This is a genomic window from Nesterenkonia sp. DZ6, assembly GCF_022565835.1.
GTDB lineage: Bacteria > Actinomycetota > Actinomycetes > Actinomycetales > Micrococcaceae > Nesterenkonia.
In genome coordinates, this window is sequence record NZ_JAJOYW010000001.1 from 463,724 (window position 1) to 480,742 (window position 17,019).

14 protein-coding genes and 1 tRNA gene are annotated in these 17,019 nt (G+C 67.9%); 7 read left to right on the plus strand and 8 right to left on the minus strand.

What is annotated here, in order from left to right; all coding sequences use genetic code 11:
* Positions 1-45 precede the first annotated feature (45 nt).
* From ilvC to ilvD, 4 genes are all read right to left on the minus strand, one after another.
* Positions 46-1,071: a ketol-acid reductoisomerase gene (gene ilvC, locus LTH93_RS02090; protein ID WP_241464376.1), complete on the minus strand. Its 1,026-nt coding sequence runs from the start codon at positions 1,069-1,071 to the stop codon at positions 46-48.
* Positions 1,072-1,128: 57 nt separating this feature from the next.
* Positions 1,129-1,662 (minus strand): acetolactate synthase small subunit, encoded by a 534-nt coding sequence (gene ilvN / locus LTH93_RS02095; RefSeq protein ID WP_241464375.1) that lies wholly within the window; start codon positions 1,660-1,662, stop codon positions 1,129-1,131.
* Between the two features lie 3 nt (positions 1,663-1,665).
* Positions 1,666-3,543: an acetolactate synthase large subunit gene (locus LTH93_RS02100; RefSeq protein ID WP_241464374.1), complete on the minus strand. Its 1,878-nt coding sequence runs from the start codon at positions 3,541-3,543 to the stop codon at positions 1,666-1,668.
* Between the two features lie 349 nt (positions 3,544-3,892).
* On the minus strand, positions 3,893-5,674 hold the full coding sequence (gene ilvD / locus LTH93_RS02105) for a dihydroxy-acid dehydratase (RefSeq protein ID WP_241464373.1): 1,782 nt from the start codon (positions 5,672-5,674) through the stop codon (positions 3,893-3,895).
* Between the two features lie 234 nt (positions 5,675-5,908).
* On the opposite strand from ilvD, the gene LTH93_RS02110 reads away from it, so the two are divergent.
* Positions 5,909-6,229, plus strand: a complete 321-nt coding sequence (locus LTH93_RS02110) for a CHY zinc finger protein (RefSeq protein WP_241469938.1) — start codon at positions 5,909-5,911, stop codon at positions 6,227-6,229.
* A 20-nt stretch (positions 6,230-6,249) separates the two neighbouring features.
* On the opposite strand, the gene LTH93_RS02115 is transcribed toward LTH93_RS02110, so the two are convergent.
* Entirely contained in the window at positions 6,250-7,623 is a 1,374-nt protein-coding gene (locus tag LTH93_RS02115) for a short-chain fatty acid transporter (protein WP_241464371.1), read from the minus strand.
* Between the two features lie 301 nt (positions 7,624-7,924).
* On the opposite strand from LTH93_RS02115, the gene LTH93_RS02120 reads away from it, so the two are divergent.
* The 6 genes from LTH93_RS02120 (at position 7,925) to LTH93_RS02145 (ending at position 14,345) form a co-directional block, all read left to right on the plus strand.
* Complete coding sequence (locus LTH93_RS02120; protein ID WP_241469939.1) at positions 7,925-9,103, plus strand: PucR family transcriptional regulator; 1,179 nt, start codon at positions 7,925-7,927, stop codon at positions 9,101-9,103.
* A 128-nt stretch (positions 9,104-9,231) separates the two neighbouring features.
* A complete protein-coding gene (locus tag LTH93_RS02125; protein ID WP_241464369.1) occupies positions 9,232-10,644 on the plus strand; it encodes a GntP family permease in 1,413 nt (470 codons plus the stop codon).
* Between the two features lie 118 nt (positions 10,645-10,762).
* Positions 10,763-11,560 (plus strand): 3-hydroxybutyrate dehydrogenase, encoded by a 798-nt coding sequence (locus LTH93_RS02130; RefSeq protein ID WP_241469940.1) that lies wholly within the window; start codon positions 10,763-10,765, stop codon positions 11,558-11,560.
* An 82-nt stretch (positions 11,561-11,642) separates the two neighbouring features.
* Entirely contained in the window at positions 11,643-12,425 is a 783-nt protein-coding gene (locus LTH93_RS02135; RefSeq protein ID WP_241464367.1) for a CoA transferase subunit A, read from the plus strand.
* A 7-nt stretch (positions 12,426-12,432) separates the two neighbouring features.
* Positions 12,433-13,089, plus strand: coding sequence for a CoA transferase subunit B (locus tag LTH93_RS02140; protein WP_241469941.1), 657 nt, complete (start codon positions 12,433-12,435; stop codon positions 13,087-13,089).
* A gap of 65 nt (positions 13,090-13,154) precedes the next feature.
* Positions 13,155-14,345: an acetyl-CoA C-acetyltransferase gene (locus tag LTH93_RS02145; protein WP_241464365.1), complete on the plus strand. Its 1,191-nt coding sequence runs from the start codon at positions 13,155-13,157 to the stop codon at positions 14,343-14,345.
* Positions 14,346-14,452: 107 nt separating this feature from the next.
* On the opposite strand, the gene LTH93_RS02150 is transcribed toward LTH93_RS02145, so the two are convergent.
* The 3 genes from LTH93_RS02150 to pyk all read right to left on the minus strand — a co-directional run bounded on the left by LTH93_RS02150 (position 14,453) and on the right by pyk (position 16,971).
* Entirely contained in the window at positions 14,453-15,154 is a 702-nt protein-coding gene (locus LTH93_RS02150) for an ANTAR domain-containing response regulator (protein WP_370642634.1), read from the minus strand.
* Positions 15,155-15,238: 84 nt separating this feature from the next.
* Positions 15,239-15,322 (minus strand) — tRNA-Leu (locus LTH93_RS02155).
* Positions 15,323-15,456: 134 nt separating this feature from the next.
* Positions 15,457-16,971 carry a pyruvate kinase gene (gene pyk / locus LTH93_RS02160; protein WP_241464364.1) on the minus strand — a complete coding sequence of 505 codons (1,515 nt, stop codon included), beginning with the start codon at positions 16,969-16,971 and terminating at the stop codon, positions 15,457-15,459.
* Positions 16,972-17,019 lie beyond the last annotated feature (48 nt).

Below are 17,019 nucleotides of genomic sequence, written 5' to 3' on the forward strand. Positions count from 1 at the left end.
TGAGCGGGGCGGGCCGCCATGACCCGCCCCGCTCACCGTGTCAGCTCATCGAGCGGTCGTGCCCTCGGTGTAGTCATCATCCTGCGGGATCCAGGAGAAGAGCTTGCGCAGCTCGCGTCCGGTGGACTCGATCGGGTGCGACTCGTTCTTCTTGCGGAGCTCGTTGAACTCCTTGCCGCCGTCGCGCTGGTCATCCATGAAGCGCTTCGCGAAGGCTCCGGACTGGATGTCGGCGAGGACTGCCTTCATGTTCTCCTTGACCTCCGGGGAGATCACGCGGGGGCCGGAGACGTAGTCGCCGAACTCTGCGGTGTCGGAGATGGACCAGCGCTGCTTGGTCAGCCCGCCCTCGACCATCAGGTCCACGATCAGCTTGAGCTCGTGGAGCACCTCGAAGTAGGCGATCTCGGGCTTGTAGCCGGCCTCGGTGAGGGTCTCGAAGCCGTACTGCACCAGCTGGGAGGCGCCGCCGCAGAGGACTGCCTGCTCGCCGAAGAGGTCGGTCTCGGTCTCTTCGGTGAAGGTGGTCTCGATGACGCCGGCGCGGGTGCCGCCGATGCCCTTGGCGTAGGCCAGCGCGATGGACTTGGCCTGGCCGGAGGGGTCCTGCTCCACGGCGATCAGGGCGGGCACGCCGCGGCCGGCCTCGTACTCGCGGCGGACCACGTGGCCCGGTCCCTTCGGAGCGACCATCGCGACGCCGACCTCGGTGGGCGCCTCGATGTAGCCGAAGCGGATGTTGAAGCCGTGGGAGAACAGCAGCACGTTGCCGGGCACCAGGTGCGGGGCGATCTCGGCGGAGTAGACCGCGGCCTGGTGCTGGTCCGGGACCAGGATCATGATGACGTCGGCCTCGGCGGATGCCTCGGCCACGGTCTTCACGGTCAGGCCCTGCTCCTCGGCCTTGGCCTTGGAGCTGGAGTCGGCCTTCAGACCGACGACGACGTCGACGCCTGAGTCGCGCAGGGACAGCGCGTGGGCATGGCCCTGCGATCCGTAGCCGATGACAGCGACCTTCTTGCCGCTGAGCACGGACAGGTCGGCGTCGTCGTCGTAATAGAGATCAGTCACAGTGAGGGCTCCTCATGGTGGGGGTGGGGTTACAGGTCAGTGGTTCTGAGGTGGTGTTCAGCGCAGCGCTCTGTCGGTCATGGACTTCGCTCCGCGGGAGATCGCGAGCCCGCCGGACCGCACGATCTCGCGGACTCCGAAGGGTTCCAGGACCTCCAGCAGAGCATTGAGCTTGTCAGGCGCGCCGGTGGCCTCGACGGTCAGTGAGTCCACGGAGACGTCCACGATCTTGGCGCGGAAGAGCTCGACGGCCTGGGTGACCTGCAGACGGGTGGGCGAGTCGGCCTTCACCTTGATCAGCAGGTGTTCGCGCTGGACCGAGTTCTCCGGTGCCAGCTCGATGATCTTGATGACGTTGATCAGCTTGTTCAGCTGCTTGGTGATCTGCTCGAGCAGCTTGGAGTCGGCGTCGACCACCACGGTGATCCGGCTCAGCCCCGGCAGCTCGGAGGGACCCACCGCCAGCGAGTGGATGTTGAACGCGCGGCGGGCGAAGAGTCCGGAGACCTTGGTCAGCACGCCGGGGACGTCCTCGACCAGGACCGAGAGGGTGCGTCGCTGCTCCGGCGAGACGATGTCATGTGTGCCCATGCTTTAGTCCTCCTCGTCCCACTGCGGGGTCAGGTTGTGCGCGAACTGGATGTCGCTGTTGGAGACCCCTGCAGGGACCATCGGCCAGACCATCGAGTCCCGCGAGACCACGAAGTCCACGACCACCGGGCGGTCGTTGATCGCCATGGCCTCGGCGATCACGGCGTCGATGTCCTCGGGACGCTCACAGCGCAGCCCCACGCAGCCGTAGGCCTCGGCGAGCTTGAGGAAGTCGGGGATCCGAACGATCTCCCCGCCGGAGTCGGACACCGAGGTGTTCAGGTGGGTGTTGGAGTAGCGGGACTCGTAGAAGAGGGTCTGCCACTGCCGCACCATGCCCAGCGAGGAGTTGTTGATCACCGCGACCTTGATCGGGATCTTGTTGATCGCGCAGGTGGCGAGCTCCTGGTTGGTCATCTGGAAGCAGCCGTCGCCGTCGATGGCCCAGACCACCCGGTCCGGGTTGCCCACCTGGGCGCCCATGGCGGCAGGCACCGCGTAGCCCATGGTGCCGAGCCCGCCGGAGTTCAGCCACTGCCGCGGCCGCTCGTACTTGACGAACTGCGAGGACCACATCTGGTGCTGCCCGACGCCGGCCACGTAGACGGCCTCGGGACCGGCGGCCTGGTTGATCTTCTCGATGACCTGCTGCGGGGCGATCTTCCCGTCCTCCGGGGTGGTGTAGCCCAGCGGGTAGGTCTCGCGGAAGCGGTTGAGCTGCTTCCACCAGCCGCTGATGTCGGTGCGTCCGTGCTTGGTCACCAGCGCGTCGAAGGCGAAGGTCAGCTCGGGCACGATCTCCTTGAGCGAGCCGACGATCGGCACGTCGGCCGCGCGGTTCTTCGAGATCTCGGCGGGGTCGATGTCGGCGTGGATGACCTTCGCGTCCGGGGCGAAGCTCTCCAGCTGCCCGGTGACCCGGTCATCGAAGCGCGCGCCGAGGGTGATCAGCAGGTCCGAGCGCTGCAGCGCGGCGACGGCGGAGACCGTGCCGTGCATCCCGGGCATTCCCAGGTTCTGCTGGTGCGAATCCGGGAAGGCGCCGCGGGCCATGAGCGTGTTGACCACCGGTGCGCCGACGGTCTCGGCCAGCGCGTAGAACTCCTCGGAGGCCTCAGCCTTGATCATGCCGCCGCCGATGTAGAACACCGGGCGGGAGGCGGCCTGGATCAGCTTCGCGGCCTCGCGGATCTGCTTGGAATGCCCGCGGGTGACCGGACGGTAGCCGTTGAGCTCGATCTTCGGCGGCCAGGCGAAGGTGGTCTGCGCGACCTGGGCGGACTTGGTGATGTCCACCAGCACCGGGCCGGGCCGACCGGTGGAGGCCAGGTGGAAGGCCTCTGCCATGACCTTCGGGATCTGGTCGGCGTCGGTGACCAGGAAGGAGTGCTTGGTGATCGGGGTGGCGATGCCGACGATGTCGGCCTCCTGGAACGCATCGGTGCCGATGACCGCGGCGTTGACCTGGCCGGTGATCGCGACCATCGGCACGGAGTCCATGTGAGCGTCGGCCATCGGGGTGACCAGGTTCGTCGCGCCGGGGCCGGATGTGGCGAAGCAGACGCCCACCTGACCGGTGACCATCGCGTAGCCCTGGGCGGCGTGGCCGCCGCCCTGCTCGTGGCGCACCAGGATGTGGTTGATCTGCTCGGAGTCCATCAGCGGGTCATAGGTGGGCAGGATGGTGCCGCCGGGGATGCCGAAGACGTCTGTCACGCCGAGTGACTCGAGGCTGCGAATGATCGATTCGGCGCCGGTGGCCGCTACCGGCTCCACCGTGCGGCCGGGACCGTAGATGCGCGGGTCCGGGGAAGTCCCAGCGGCGCTGCTGGATGCTTTGGAGGCCAGCATGGCTGGGCTCGTGGCTGTCAGATTGCTCATCTTTTCCTCAGTCTCTGGTTCCCGAATTGCTGATCCAAGAAATCTCTGATCCGTGGCGGATCCGCTCCGGTCAAGAGAAAACCCCGGCTGAGAAGCCTATGGGGCCTTCTGCCGGGGTGAGCGGATGCGTCAGCTCCAGTTCAACCGTTCGGCTGCCTCGGTGAGGCAGACGAGCGGCCGACCTGAGGCGTGTGAATCACTTCACATGTCCCCCGGCGGCGGGTACGGGTACTACCGCTAGTAGTTGACGCATGGCGTCCATGCTTCCCTGGCCCGTGATCAGTGTCAACATCCCGGATGCCCGTCTCACATCGTGGGAATCCGGGTTGCTGACACTGCGCGCGCGGTCTCAGCCGCAGTAGGCGCCCTCTGCGGCGGAGCGGACCAGCTTGGCGTATTTGCCGAGCACACCGGTGGTGATGAACGGCGGCAGCGGGGTCCAGTCCTGCTGCCGGGTGGCGAGCTCGGCCGCGTCCACGACGAGCTCGATGCTGCGCCCAGCGATGTCGATACGGATGAGGTCACCGTCGGCGACGAAGGCGATGGGGCCGCCGTCGACCGCTTCGGGAGCGATGTGCCCGATGCACAGACCGGTGGTGCCCCCGGAGAAGCGCCCGTCGGTGATCAGCAGAACGTCCTTGCCCAGCCCGGCGCCCTTGATGGCTCCGGTGATGGCCAGCATCTCGCGCATGCCCGGACCGCCCTTGGGGCCCTCATAGCGGATGACGACGACGTCGCCCGCCTGGATCCGGCCCTCCTCGAGCGCCTTGAGCGCCTGCTGCTCGCGTTCGAAGACTCGGGCGGTGCCTTCGAAGACCTCGGCGTCGAATCCGGCGGACTTCACCACCGCGCCCTCGGGTGCCAGTGAACCGTGCAGCACGGCGATGCCCCCGTTGGGGTGCATCGGGTTGTTCAGCGCGCGGATGATCTTGCCGTCGATGTCCGGCGGGTTGATCGATTCGAGGTTCTCTGCCACGGTCTTGCCGGTCACGGTGAGCGCGTCGCCGTGGATCAGGCCGGCGTCGAGCAGTGCGCGCATGACCACCGGCACTCCCCCGACCCGGTCGACGTCGGCCATCACGTACTGGCCGAAGGGCTTGAGGTCACCGAGGTGAGGGACCTTGTCGCCGATGCGGTTGAAATCTTCGAGCTCGAGCTCCACCCCGGCCTCGCGGGCGATGGCCAGCAGGTGCAGCACCGCGTTGGTGGAGCCGCCGAAGGCCATGGTCACCGCGATGGCGTTCTCGAAGGCCTTCTTGGTGAGGATGTCTGAAGTGGTGATGCCCTGGCGGAGCAGCTCCACCACGGCCTCGCCGGACTTGTGCGCGTAGTGGTCGCGGCGGCGGTCGGCCGAGGGCGGGGCGGCGGAGCCGGGAAGCGACATGCCCAGGGCCTCGCCGATGCAGGCCATGGTGTTGGCGGTGTACATGCCTCCGCAGGCGCCTTCGCCGGGGCAGATGGCGCGTTCGATGACGTCGAGGTCGGCCTCGCTGATGGTGCCGCGGGCGCAGGCGCCCACACCTTCGAAGGCGTCGATGAGGGTGACCTGCTTCTCGGTGCCGTCGGCGAAGCGGGCCACGCCGGGCATGATCGAGCCGGCGTAGAGGAACACGCTGGAGAGGTTGAGCCGGGCCGCGGCCATGAGCATGCCGGGCAGGGACTTGTCGCAGCCGGCGAGCAGCACCGAGCCGTCGAGCCGCTCGGCCTGGATGACGGTCTCCACGGAGTCGGCGATGACCTCGCGGGAGACCAGCGAGTAGTGCATGCCCTCGTGGCCCATGGAGATGCCGTCGGAGACCGAGATGGTGCCGAATTCCATCGGGTAGCCGCCGCCGGCGTGCACACCTTCCTTGGAGGCCTTGGCCAGGCGGTCCAGGGACAGGTTGCAGGGGGTGATCTCGTTCCAGGAGCTGGCGATGCCGATCTGCGCCTTGGAGAAGTCGTCGTCGCCCATGCCTACCGCACGCAGCATCCCGCGCGCCGGGGCGCGGGTGTAGCCGTCGGTGACCTCCCAGCTGCGCGGCTTCTCCGGACTCGAGGGTCCGGTGACCGCGGTGGGCGGGGTGAAGGGTGCCTTGCCCGCGACGATGTCAGGGGTGTTCTCTGGGGTCTCTGCGGTGCGCTCAGCCATGCTCTGGATTCTATGCCTGCGAACGTGTCCCGGCACACTCGCACCGCCGCCCGTCTCACGATGCAGAATTCCGCTGGGGTGGAGGGATGCTGCGCTGCCTGCGTATTGAGGGGCGCACCACCTGTTCGTTGAGGGGCGGATTCTCCGAGCATTTCAGGCCGAGAACCGCGTCAGATACTCGGAGGATCCGCCCCTCAACGTTCGGATGGCGCAGATTCCGATAGCCTCGGGCGCATGGATGAGCCTGTGATCCGCGGCGCCGCGGTGGATGAGCAGACCCGCTGCCGGCACTACGCGGGGCCGCTGGACGTCGTCGCGCTCCGGTTCTTCTGCTGCGACCGCTGGTATCCCTGTCTGAAGTGTCACCAGGAGGCCGAGGCGCACCCGATCAGCCGCTGGCCGCTGGGGCGCCGGGCCGAGCGCGCCCTGCTCTGCGGGGTCTGCCGCCACCGATTCAGCATCGCGGAGTACCTGGTCGCGGAGGCCTGCGCGGACTGTGGAGCAGGGTTCAACCCTGGGTGCGCGACGCATCACGAGTTCTACTTCGAGCTCTGACCCCGTCTAGCGTGGGGCCGTCACATCGAGACGATGAGCAGGGTTGCGCCGAAGACGATGCCGGAGGCGATGAGCACGATCGTGGTGTAGCTGAGGATGTCGCGCATCTTCAGCCCCGCGATCGCCAGCAGCGGCAGCGCCCAGAACGGCTGAATCATGTTCGTCCACTGGTCTCCATAGGCCACAGCCATGATGGCGATAGCGGGATCCACGCTGAGCGCCTCTGCGGCCTCGAGCAGGATCGGGGCCTGCACGGCGATCTGTCCGCCCCCGGAGGGCACGAAGAAGTTCACCAGACCGGCGGAGAGGAACGCGAAGAGCGCGAACGTCTGCGCAGTGGAGATCGCCACGAAGGCCTCTGAGATGACGGTCATCAGCCCGGTGCCGGCCATGATGCCCAGGATGCCCGCGTACAGCGGGAACTGCAGCAGGATCTCGCCCACATTCGAGGCGGCCTGCTTGGTCAGGGCGATCAGTTCGAAGGGATTGCGGACCAGCAGCATGATCAGCCCCAGGAAGCTCCAGTTGACTACATCCAGCGTCAGGGTGCCGCCGCCGCTGAAGTGGATGATCAGATAGGCCACCAACATCAGGCCGATCAGCAGCGTGGGAATGCGAGAGGCGTCCACGCGGTCAGCGGGGGTTTCGACGGCGTCGTCGATCTCGACATCGGCCTCGCGTGCGTCCACCGCCAGCGGGACCACCGACTTGCTGTCCCGGGGCGCCACCAGATACAGGGCCAGGGCGACCACTGCGATGGTGACGATGCAGGCGATGATGTTCCAGGTGGAGAAGATCGTCTCCCCCACGGGCAGCGGAGCGCCCAGCTGGTCTGCCACGAAGGAATCTGGGGTGGCTGCGGTCAGCGGCCCGGAGGCGGAGTAGCCCATATGCCAGACCACGAATCCTGAGAACCCCGAGGCCACCAGCATGGGAAAGTGCACGGGAATCTGGCGTTCCCGGAAGACGTGGGCAACTTCGCGTGCCAGCAGACCGCCGACCACCAGTCCCAGTCCCCAGGTGATGAGGCTTGCCAGGGCGGCGATGAAGAACACGAACAGGTAGGCCTGGATTGCTGTTCTGGGGACTGTGGCCAGGCGGCGGAGCAGCTTTCGGGCGGGTCGCGTGTTGGCCAGGATATAGCCGAGGAACAGGATGAGGGCCATCTGGGTGATGAACTCCAGCAGCCCAGCCAGGCCGATGCCCCATTCTTCGACGACCTGCACAGGGCCGGCGTCGGTGAAGACCAGCGCCAGGATGCCCACGATGAAGGTCAGGACGATGGCAAAGACCAGGGCCGAGGGGATCAGCTTCTCCACCAGGGAGTTCAGCGGCCGCATCACCCTGCCGAGTACGGCGCTGTTGCCTGCGGCAGACTGCCGCGAAGTGGTCATACGGCACGCTCAGCGGGGATGCCGCTGAGACCGAACCCTCCGACGAGGAGGGTCATGCCGTCGAAGGACAGACGATCCAGCGCCTCAGGGGCAGAGGGATATCGGGCAACCATCAGGGTGAGCTCCTTGAGTTCAGATGCGCAGAAGGTGGGGCGATCCGGCCCCGTCACCCCCAATGTGACTCAGATCACGACGCTAAGCAAATCGTCTGCAGAAGACCTGCTCCGGAACGCCGGCAGGCTCCAGCGCGGGAACCGCGCCATGCTCCTGCTCGGCGCAGGGCGGCGGTATCGTGAGCCCCATGACAGCGGATGAAGGTCGCGCCGAGGCCGCCTGGGACCAGCTGCTGGCCGCTCTCGAGGCGGACGGCAGCATCCTCGAGGAGACCATCGGCAACATTCGCGCCACGGTGCCCGGCTACCACGACGTCCCCACCTCCGCCCTGCAGGCATCGGTGCGGCGCAACATCGCGCTGAGCATCCGCACGGTCCGCGCCGGCTTCGAACCCTCCTCCGACGACGTCGCCGAAGCTGACGCCCTGGCCTCGGAACGACACGCCCAGGGAGTGCCCGTGGAGAGCGTGCTCGCCGGCTTCCGGACCTGCATGTCGGTGATCCTGCACCGGCTGCTGGACCACGCCCCGGACCACGGCATCCCCGCAGATCAGGTCCTGGCCTCCTCCACCCTGCTGTGGGAGCTGGGAGACGCGTTCTCCACCCGCGCGGTGCTCGTCTACCGGGACAAGGACGTCTCGCGAGCCCTGGCTGACTCCACCCGGCGCGCGGCCTGGATCGGTGACGCCGTCGCCACCTGGATGGAGCCGACCGAGCTGGCCCGCGGCGCCGCCCTCTACGACATCCCCACCGCCGCACCGCTGCGCGCGCTGGCCGCGCACTCACAGCCGGAAGAGGACCTCGAACACCAGCGGCGGCTCCAGGACTGGGCCGACCGGGCGGGAATCCGCGTGCTCACGGCCGTGCGCGCCAGCACGCTGGTGGGCATCCTCATCGGCGAGCCGCCGCTGAGCGCGGAGCCGGACCGGCTGACCCTCGGGCTCGGCCCGGCGGTGACCCTGGAGGGGCTGCCTCGATCCTTCGAGTCCGCCTCCACGGCGCTGCGAGCAGCCGCGGCCGTGGGGCAGACCGGAGTGGTGGACCTGGAACGCCTCTCCTGGCGAGCCGGGGTCCACGCCAGCCCGGAGGTCACCGCCCTGCTGCAGGAGCGCCACCTGCAGCCCCTGGCCGAGGCCGGCACATTCGGCGAGCATGTGCTCGAGGCCGTGGACGCCTACCTGCGCCACCGGCTGAGCATTCCACTGGCCGCCCGCAGCATCCCGGTGCACGCCAACACGCTGCGCTACCGGCTGCAGAGGTTCCAGGAGATGGTCGGGGCTGATCTGGGAGACCTCGACACGCTCGTCGAGCTCTCCTGGGCGCTCGCAGCACATCGGGGCACACTCCCCCACGGGACGCATTCGTAGCCAGCTACGAAACGGGCGCTCCACTGTTGAACGGATGGATGTAGCCCACGTCACATTCCAGCGTGCAAGCTGATCTACGACGCCGTGACGGTCGTCACTCGCTCACCACCCTCCACAAGGAGACCCCCATGATTCTGGGCATCGTCGGCATCATCGTGTCCCTGCTGCTGCTCATCACCCTCGCCTACCGCGGCGTGCCGGTGATCCTGGCCGCTCCGCTCTCCGCAGTCGTCTGCGTGCTGTTCTCCGGGGCCCCCATCCTGGCGTCCTACACCGAGGTGTTCATGCCGGCGATGGCCGGCTTCGTGGGCAGCTGGTTCCCGGTCTTCCTGGTCGGGGCCATCTTCGGGATCCTGATGACCGTGACCGGATACGCAGAGTCGATCGCGCGCACCGTGACCGGCTGGATCGGAAGCCGCCGAGCGATCGCCGCCACGGTGATCACCTCGGCACTGATGACCTACGGAGGGATCAGCCTCTTCGTGGTCGCGTTCGTGATGTATCCGCTGGCCCGCGAGCTGTTCCGGGTGGCCGACATCCCGCGCCGGCTGATCCCCGGCACCATCGCGCTGGGCATCTTCACCTTCACCATGACCGCCCTGCCCGGTTCCCCGCAGGTGCAGAACATCATCCCCGGGCAGTTCTTCGGCACCGATGCCTACGCCGGCCCGGGGGTGGGCGTCCTCGGCGGGATCCTGATCTTCGGCCTGGGCATGGTGTGGCTGGAGCACCGCCGTCGCAGCCTGATCGCCAAGGGCGAGCACTTCGAGTCCCTGGAGTCCAAGAAGGTCATCGGAGGGTCGGCCGACGACGGCTCCTCGGTGACCACCACGATCGCCCCACCCAACCGCCTGGTTCCGTTCCTGCCGCTGCTGACCGTCTTCGCGGTGAACTTCGCCTGCACCCTGCTGATCTTCCCGGCCATGGACTGGTCCTATCTGCAGGAGGACACCTTCGGGGCCATCACCTACGACTCCCGCGCGGGCCTGTGGGCCGTGGTGGTGGGCATCGTGGTCGCCATCGGACTGATCGTCGCGATGAACTTCGGACAGTGGAGCATCCTGAAGATCGGATTCAACGACGGCGTCAAGCGCTCCATGCTGCCGATCTTCTCCACCGCCTCCGAGGTCGGCTACGGCGCCGTCGTCGCCTCGGTGGCCGCCTTCATCGTGATCCGTGATTCGGTCTTCGGCATGGGCGCCAACGCGCTGGTGACATCCGTGGTCACGACCTCGATCACCGCCGGGCTGACCGGCTCCTCCTCCGGCGGCATGACCATCGCCCTGAACGCCCTGGGCGATGACCTGCGCGGAATGGCCGAGGCCGAAGGCATGAGCCTGGAGATGATGCACCGATTGACCGCCATGGCCGCAGGCGGCCTGGACACGCTTCCCCACTCCGGCGCCGTCGTCACGCTGCTGATCGTCTGTGGCCTCACCCATCGTCAGTCCTATAAGGACATCGGTATGGTGACGCTTGTCATCCCGGTGCTGGTCGTCGCCGCGCTGATCGCGCTGGTCTCGGCCGTCGGCGGGTTCTGATCCACGGGAACGGGCGCGCCTCGTCCGCCGCGGCCCCCGCCATCCCGTCCCACGCCATCCCGCCCCCCCCCGCCATCCCCTCCGCCCCGTTCCATACCGACCCTTCTGAAGGAGCCTCATGAACCCCCACCCGACTCGCAGCTCACCGATCCCGGCCGATGCGCTGAGCGGCCGGCGCGCCGTCGTCACCGGCGGGGCCTCCGGCATCGGTGCGGCCTGTGTGCGGGCCTTCGCCGCCGCCGGGGGCCAGGTGACGGTCTGCGACCGCGACGGCGAAGCCGCCGAGGCCCTGGCAGCAGAGATCGGCGGCACCTCATGGACGGTGGATCTCGCCGAGACCGCGGCCCTGGAGGAGCTCACGGCCGAGACGGGACTCCACGACGCCGACATCCTGGTCAACAACGCCGGCATCCAGCGGGTCGCGCCCCTGCACGAGTTCGACCCCGAGGCCTGGCGGTTCATGCACCGGCTGATGGTGGAGTCTCCGTTCCTGCTGATCCGCGCCGCCCTCCCAGGCATGTACGAGCGCGGCTTCGGCCGGATCCTCAACATCTCATCGGTCCATGGCCTGCGGGCCAGCCCATATAAGTCCGCCTACGTGACTGCCAAGCATGCGCTGGAGGGGCTCTCCAAGGTCACCGCCCTGGAGGGCGCCGAGCACGGGGTGACCTCCAACTGCCTCAACCCCGCCTATGTGCGCACCCCGCTGGTGGAGAAGCAGATCGCAGACCAGGCCCGCATCCACGGCATCGGTGAGGACCAGGTGGTCGAGCAGATCATGCTCACCGAGTCCGCCGTGAAGCGGCTGGTGGAGCCCGAGGAGGTGGCCTCCCTGGCCACGTGGCTGGTCTCCGACGCCGCCGGCATGGTGACCGGCACGTCCTACGCCATCGACGGAGGATGGACCGCGAGCTGAGCAGACCATCACGCGGAGGATCCAGCAGACCTGCACTCTCACAGTCCCAAGCCCAACCGCCCCAAGTCCCTGAGGAGGGCCCATGACCATCGACAAGACCGTAGCGACCGCCGCCGAGGCCGTCGCCGACATCCCTGACGGAGCCTCGCTCGCCGTGGGAGGCTTCGGCCTCTCCGGCAATCCGATCCAGCTCATCGAGGCGCTGCTGGAGCAGGGCGCCTCCGGGCTCTCCGTCGCGTCCAACAACTGCGGCGTGGACGGCTGGGGCCTGGGCATCCTGTTGGCGGCCCGCCGGATCGTGAAGATGACCTCGTCCTATGTGGGCGAGAACAAGGAGTTCGCTCGCCAGTACCTGGAGGGCGAGCTCGAGCTGGAGCTGGTCCCGCAGGGCACTCTCGCGGAGAAGATGCGCGCCGGCGGCGCGGGCATCCCGGCGTTCTACACCCGCTCCGGAGTGGGCACGCAGGTCGCCGAGGGCGGCATCCCGATGACCTACGACGGCTCCGGCGGCGTGGCGAAGGAGTCTGCGCCCAAGGAGGTCAGGCCCTTCACCGTCCACGACGGCCGGGCGCTCGACTTCGTCCTGGAGGAGTCGATCGTCGCCGACTTCTCCCTGGTCCATGCCCAGCGCGGCGACCGACACGGCAACCTGGTGTTCAACAAGGCCGCCCGGCAGTTCAGCCCCGACGCCGCGATGGCGGGCCGGGTCTGCATCGCCCAGGTGGAGGAGCTCGTGGAGCCCGGGGAGATCGACCCCGACGCCGTCCACCTGCCCGGGGTCTTCGTGCACCGGATCGTGGAGGTCGGCGCCGAGATCGACAAGCCCATCGAGAAGCGCACCGTCCGCAGCGACGAGAAGGAGTGACCACGTCATGACCACCGAGATCAACGCGGGCTGGACCCGCGACCAGATGGCCGCCCGCGCCGCCGAGGAGCTCCCCGACGGCGCCTACGTGAACTTAGGCATCGGGATGCCGACCCTGATCCCGAACCACATCCCGGCCGAGCGCACCGTAGTGCTCCAGTCCGAGAACGGCATCCTCGGCGTGGGCCCCTACCCCACCGAGGACGCGGTGGACCCGGATCTGATCAACGCCGGCAAGGAGACGGTCACCGTGCTTCCCGGGGCGGCGTTCTTCGACTCCTCCACCAGCTTCGGCATGATCCGCGGCGGCAAGATCGACGTCGCCGTGCTCGGCGGCATGCAGGTGGCCGAGAACGGCGACCTCGCCAACTGGATGGTGCCCGGCAAGATGGTCAAGGGCATGGGCGGCGCCATGGACCTGGTCCATGGCGCGGAGCGGGTCATCTGCCTGATGGACCATGTGGCGAAGGATGGTGCCCCGAAGATCCTGCCGGCCTGCACCCTGCCGCTGACCGGCAAGTCCGTGGTGAACCGGATCATCACCGACCTGGCCGTCATCGACGTGGTGGGCACCGAGACCGCCCCGCGCCTGGAGCTGGTGGAGACCGCACCGGGGGTGAGTGAGGAGCAGGTGCGCGAAGCCACCGGCGTCGAGCTGCACTGAGCCGCCGCACATGCTAGGCATGGTCCTGAACACCCACGAGTCGTCCGCAACATGAAGGAGCAGCTATGACACCCGGTTCCGTGATCCTCGGAGGAAGCCGCACCCCGATCGGCAAGCTGATGGGCGGGCTCTCCTCGCTCACCGCCGCCCAGTTGGGGTCCGCTGCCATCAGCAGCGCCCTGGAGAAGACCGGGGTCCGCACCGACCAGGTCGACTACGTGATCATGGGACAGGTGATCCAGGCCGGAGCGGGACAGAACCCGGCCCGCACCGCCGCCCTGGGAGCAGGCATACCTGCCCGCGTGCCCGCGATGACGGTGAACAAGGTATGCCTGTCGGGGCTCAGCGCCATCGCCTACGCGGATCAGCTGATCCGCGCCGGTGAATGTGAGCTGGTGGTCGCCGGCGGCATGGAGTCGATGTCCAACGCCCCGCACCTGCTGCCGGGCTCGCGCAAGGGCTTCACCTACGGAGACACGACCCTGGTGGACTCGATGGCCTATGACGCGCTGTTCGATCAGGCCACGCAACAGACCATGGGCGCCCTGACAGAGTCCTGCAACACGGCGGAGACGGAGGTCTCCCGGCAGGAGCAGGATCAGCTTGCTGCGCTCTCCCATGAACGCGCCGCGCAGGCGTGGGACAACGGCGTCTTCGACGACGAGGTCACGCCCGTCGAGGTGCCCCAGCGCAAGGGTGACCCGGTTCTGGTCAGCCGCGACGAGGGCATCCGAGCGGGCACGACGGCGGAATCGCTGGGCAAGCTGCGCCCTGCCTTCGACAAGGAGGGCACGATCACGGCTGCCTCTGCCTCGCAGATCTCTGACGGTGCCTGCGCCGTCATCGTGACCACCCCGGAGAAGGCGCAGGAGCTCGGTCTCACTCCCCTGGCGGAGATCGGCGCCTATGGCATGGTGGCCGGACCGGATTCCTCCCTGCAGCTGCAGCCCGCGCATGCGATCGCTGAGGCGTGCCGCAAGCAGGGCATCGACCCAGAGTCACTGGACCTGGTGGAGATCAATGAGGCGTTCGCCGCCGTGGGGGTGGCGTCGGCTCGGAAGCTGGGCCTCTCGGAGGAGAAGCTCAACGTCAACGGCGGCGCCATCGCGCTGGGCCACCCGGTGGGCATGTCCGGGGCGCGCCTGGTGCTGCACCTTGCCTTGGAGCTGTCCCGCCGTGGCGGCGGCACCGGAGCCGCGGGCCTGTGCGGCGGCGGAGGCCAGGGTGACGCCCTGATCCTCACCGTCCGCGGCTGAACTGCCCGTTCAGACCCCTCCCCCACGCGTTGAGGGGCGGATTCTCCGACCAGTTAGGGCCGAAAACAGCCACAGATACTCGGAGAATCCGTCCCTCAACGGGAGATTCACTTGAGGTACGGCGGAGAATCCGTCATCTGGTCGACGACGGTCTCGGCGACTTCGCGCATCGACAGCCGGCGGTCCATCGAGGTCTTCTGGATCCAGCGGAAGGCCTCCGGCTCCGTGAGGCCCATCTTGGTGGTGAGCAGGGACTTGGCCCGCTCCACGAGCTTGCGGGTCTCGAACTTGTCGGCCAGCGACGTGACCTCGTCCTCCAGGGCGCGGATCTCGTCGAAGCGCGCCATGGCGACCTCGATGGCCGGGATCAGATCGTTCTCGGTGAACGGCTTGACCACGTACGCCATGGCGCCGGCCTCACGGGCCGATTCGACCAGGTCACGCTGGGAGAACGCGGTCAGCATGACCACCGGGGCGATCCGCTCCTCCGCGATGAGCTGCGCCGCGGTGATGCCGTCCATGATGGGCATCTTCACGTCCATCACGACCAGGTCCGGCTCGGTCTCGCGGGCCAGCTCCACGGCGCGTTCACCGTTGTCGGCCTCACCGACCACGTCGTAGCCGGCGCCGGTGAGGATCTCGACGATGTCGAGCCGGATGAGCGTCTCATCCTCGGCGACCAGCACACGGCGCACCGCGCTGCCGTGCTGGGCCGCCGCGTCGGAGGTGACCGCGTCGGAGGTGGCGGCGTCGCCGCCCGCTGCGGATCCGCTCTCATGGGCACCGGTGCCCGGAGTCTGTTCGCTCACCGTTCTCCTTCTGGTCCCTGACCACCGTGCCGGGGGCATCCCCCGGAGGGGATGATCCCCGTGCTGGGCTGGTCGTCGTCGTCTTGGTGCCCGAAGTGGGACTCGAACCCACACACCAGTGGTACCGCATTTTGAGTGCGGCGCGTCTACCTATTCCGCCATTCGGGCTGGACCAAGGAGGTCAGGGCCTCCCCGGCGCTCATGCAGTCCCCGCGGGCAGTCTTCTCAGACTTCCCGGCGAGGACGGCACCAGCTTACCCGGGCCTGCGCCCGGGCGTTGAATCTCGGCCGTGCCGGCCCGACTAGACCGGGCTTGAGGCGCTGGCCGCGGGCCAGGGTCCGACCGGTTCCTTGTTCGCCGGGGCGGTGTCGCCGCGGCGCAGGGTCTCGATGTCGCTGGCGTCGTGCAGGTCACCGATCCGGTGGACCTTGACCATGTTGGTGGTCCCGGCCTGTCCTGGAGGAGACCCGGCGGCGATCACGACGAGCTGGCCGAGCTCGGCGGCATCTTCTTCCAGCAGCAGCTTGTCCACCTGGGCGGTCATGGTGTCGGTGTGGGTGGCGAACTCCACCCAGCGCGGCTGCACGCCCCAGGAGAGGGTCAGGATGTTGTGCGTGTGCTCCACGTGGGTGAAGGCGAAGATGTTCTGCTTCGGCCGCAGCCGGGAGAGCCGACGGGCGGAGTCTCCCGAGCGGGTGAAGGTGGTCAGGTGCTCGATGTCGAGCTGGTCCGCGATCTCCTTGGCGGCGCGGGTGATCGCACCACCACGGGTCTTCGGCCTGGTGCCCAGCTCGGGGATCCGGCTCAGACCCTTGGTCTCGGTGGTCTCGATGATCCTGGACATGGTCTCCACGGTCTCCACCGGGAACTGACCCACGGAGGTCTCTCCGGAGAGCATGACCGCGTCCGCGCCGTCGAGCACCGCGTTGGCGCAGTCGGAGGCCTCGGCGCGGGTGGGCCGGGGGCTGTCGATCATGGATTCCAGCACCTGGGTGGCGACGATGACCGGCTTGGCCCAGCGTCGGGCGAGCTCCACGGCGCGCTTCTGCACCAGCGGAACCTCCTCCAGCGGCAGCTCCACGCCGAGATCGCCGCGGGCGACCATGACGGCGTCGAAGGCGTCGACGATGTCCTGCAGCGCCTCCACCGCCTGGGGCTTCTCGACCTTGGCGATGACCGGGACGCGGCGTCCCTCTTCATCCATGATCCGGTGCACGGCTTCGATGTCTGCGGCGTCACGGACGAAGGAGAGCGCGACCATGTCGAAGCCGGTGCGCAGCGCCCAGCGCAGATCCTCCTCGTCCTTCTCCGACATCGCCGGCACGGAGACCGCGACGCCGGGCAGGTTGATGCCCTTGTTGTTGGAGACCTTGCCGGGCACGGTGACCTCGGTGACGACGTCGGTGTCTGTGACCTCCAGCGCGCGCAGCGAGACCTTGCCGTCGTCGATGAGCAGCGTGTCACCGACGTTGACGTCTCCGGGCAGGCCCTTGAACGTGGTGGAGCAGCGCTCCTTGGTGCCCTGGATGTCATCGATGGTGATGGTGAAGCGGTCGCCGACGGCGAGGGAGTGCTCACCCTCGGCGAAGCGACCCAGCCGGATCTTCGGCCCCTGCAGGTCGGCGAAGATCCCGACGGCCTGGCGCAGGTCCTTGGAGACCTCGCGGACGGTGTTGTAGGTGTCCTCGTGGACGCTGTAGTCGCCGTGGCTCATGTTCACCCGGGCGACGTCGACACCGGCCTCCACGAGCTTGCGGGTCATCTCATAGCCTGCGGTGGCGGGGCCGAATGTGGCGACGATCTTGGCGTGTCTCATGTCTCACCTTGTCCTATCTATTGTGCTGATAAGCGAGTTGATGGACTG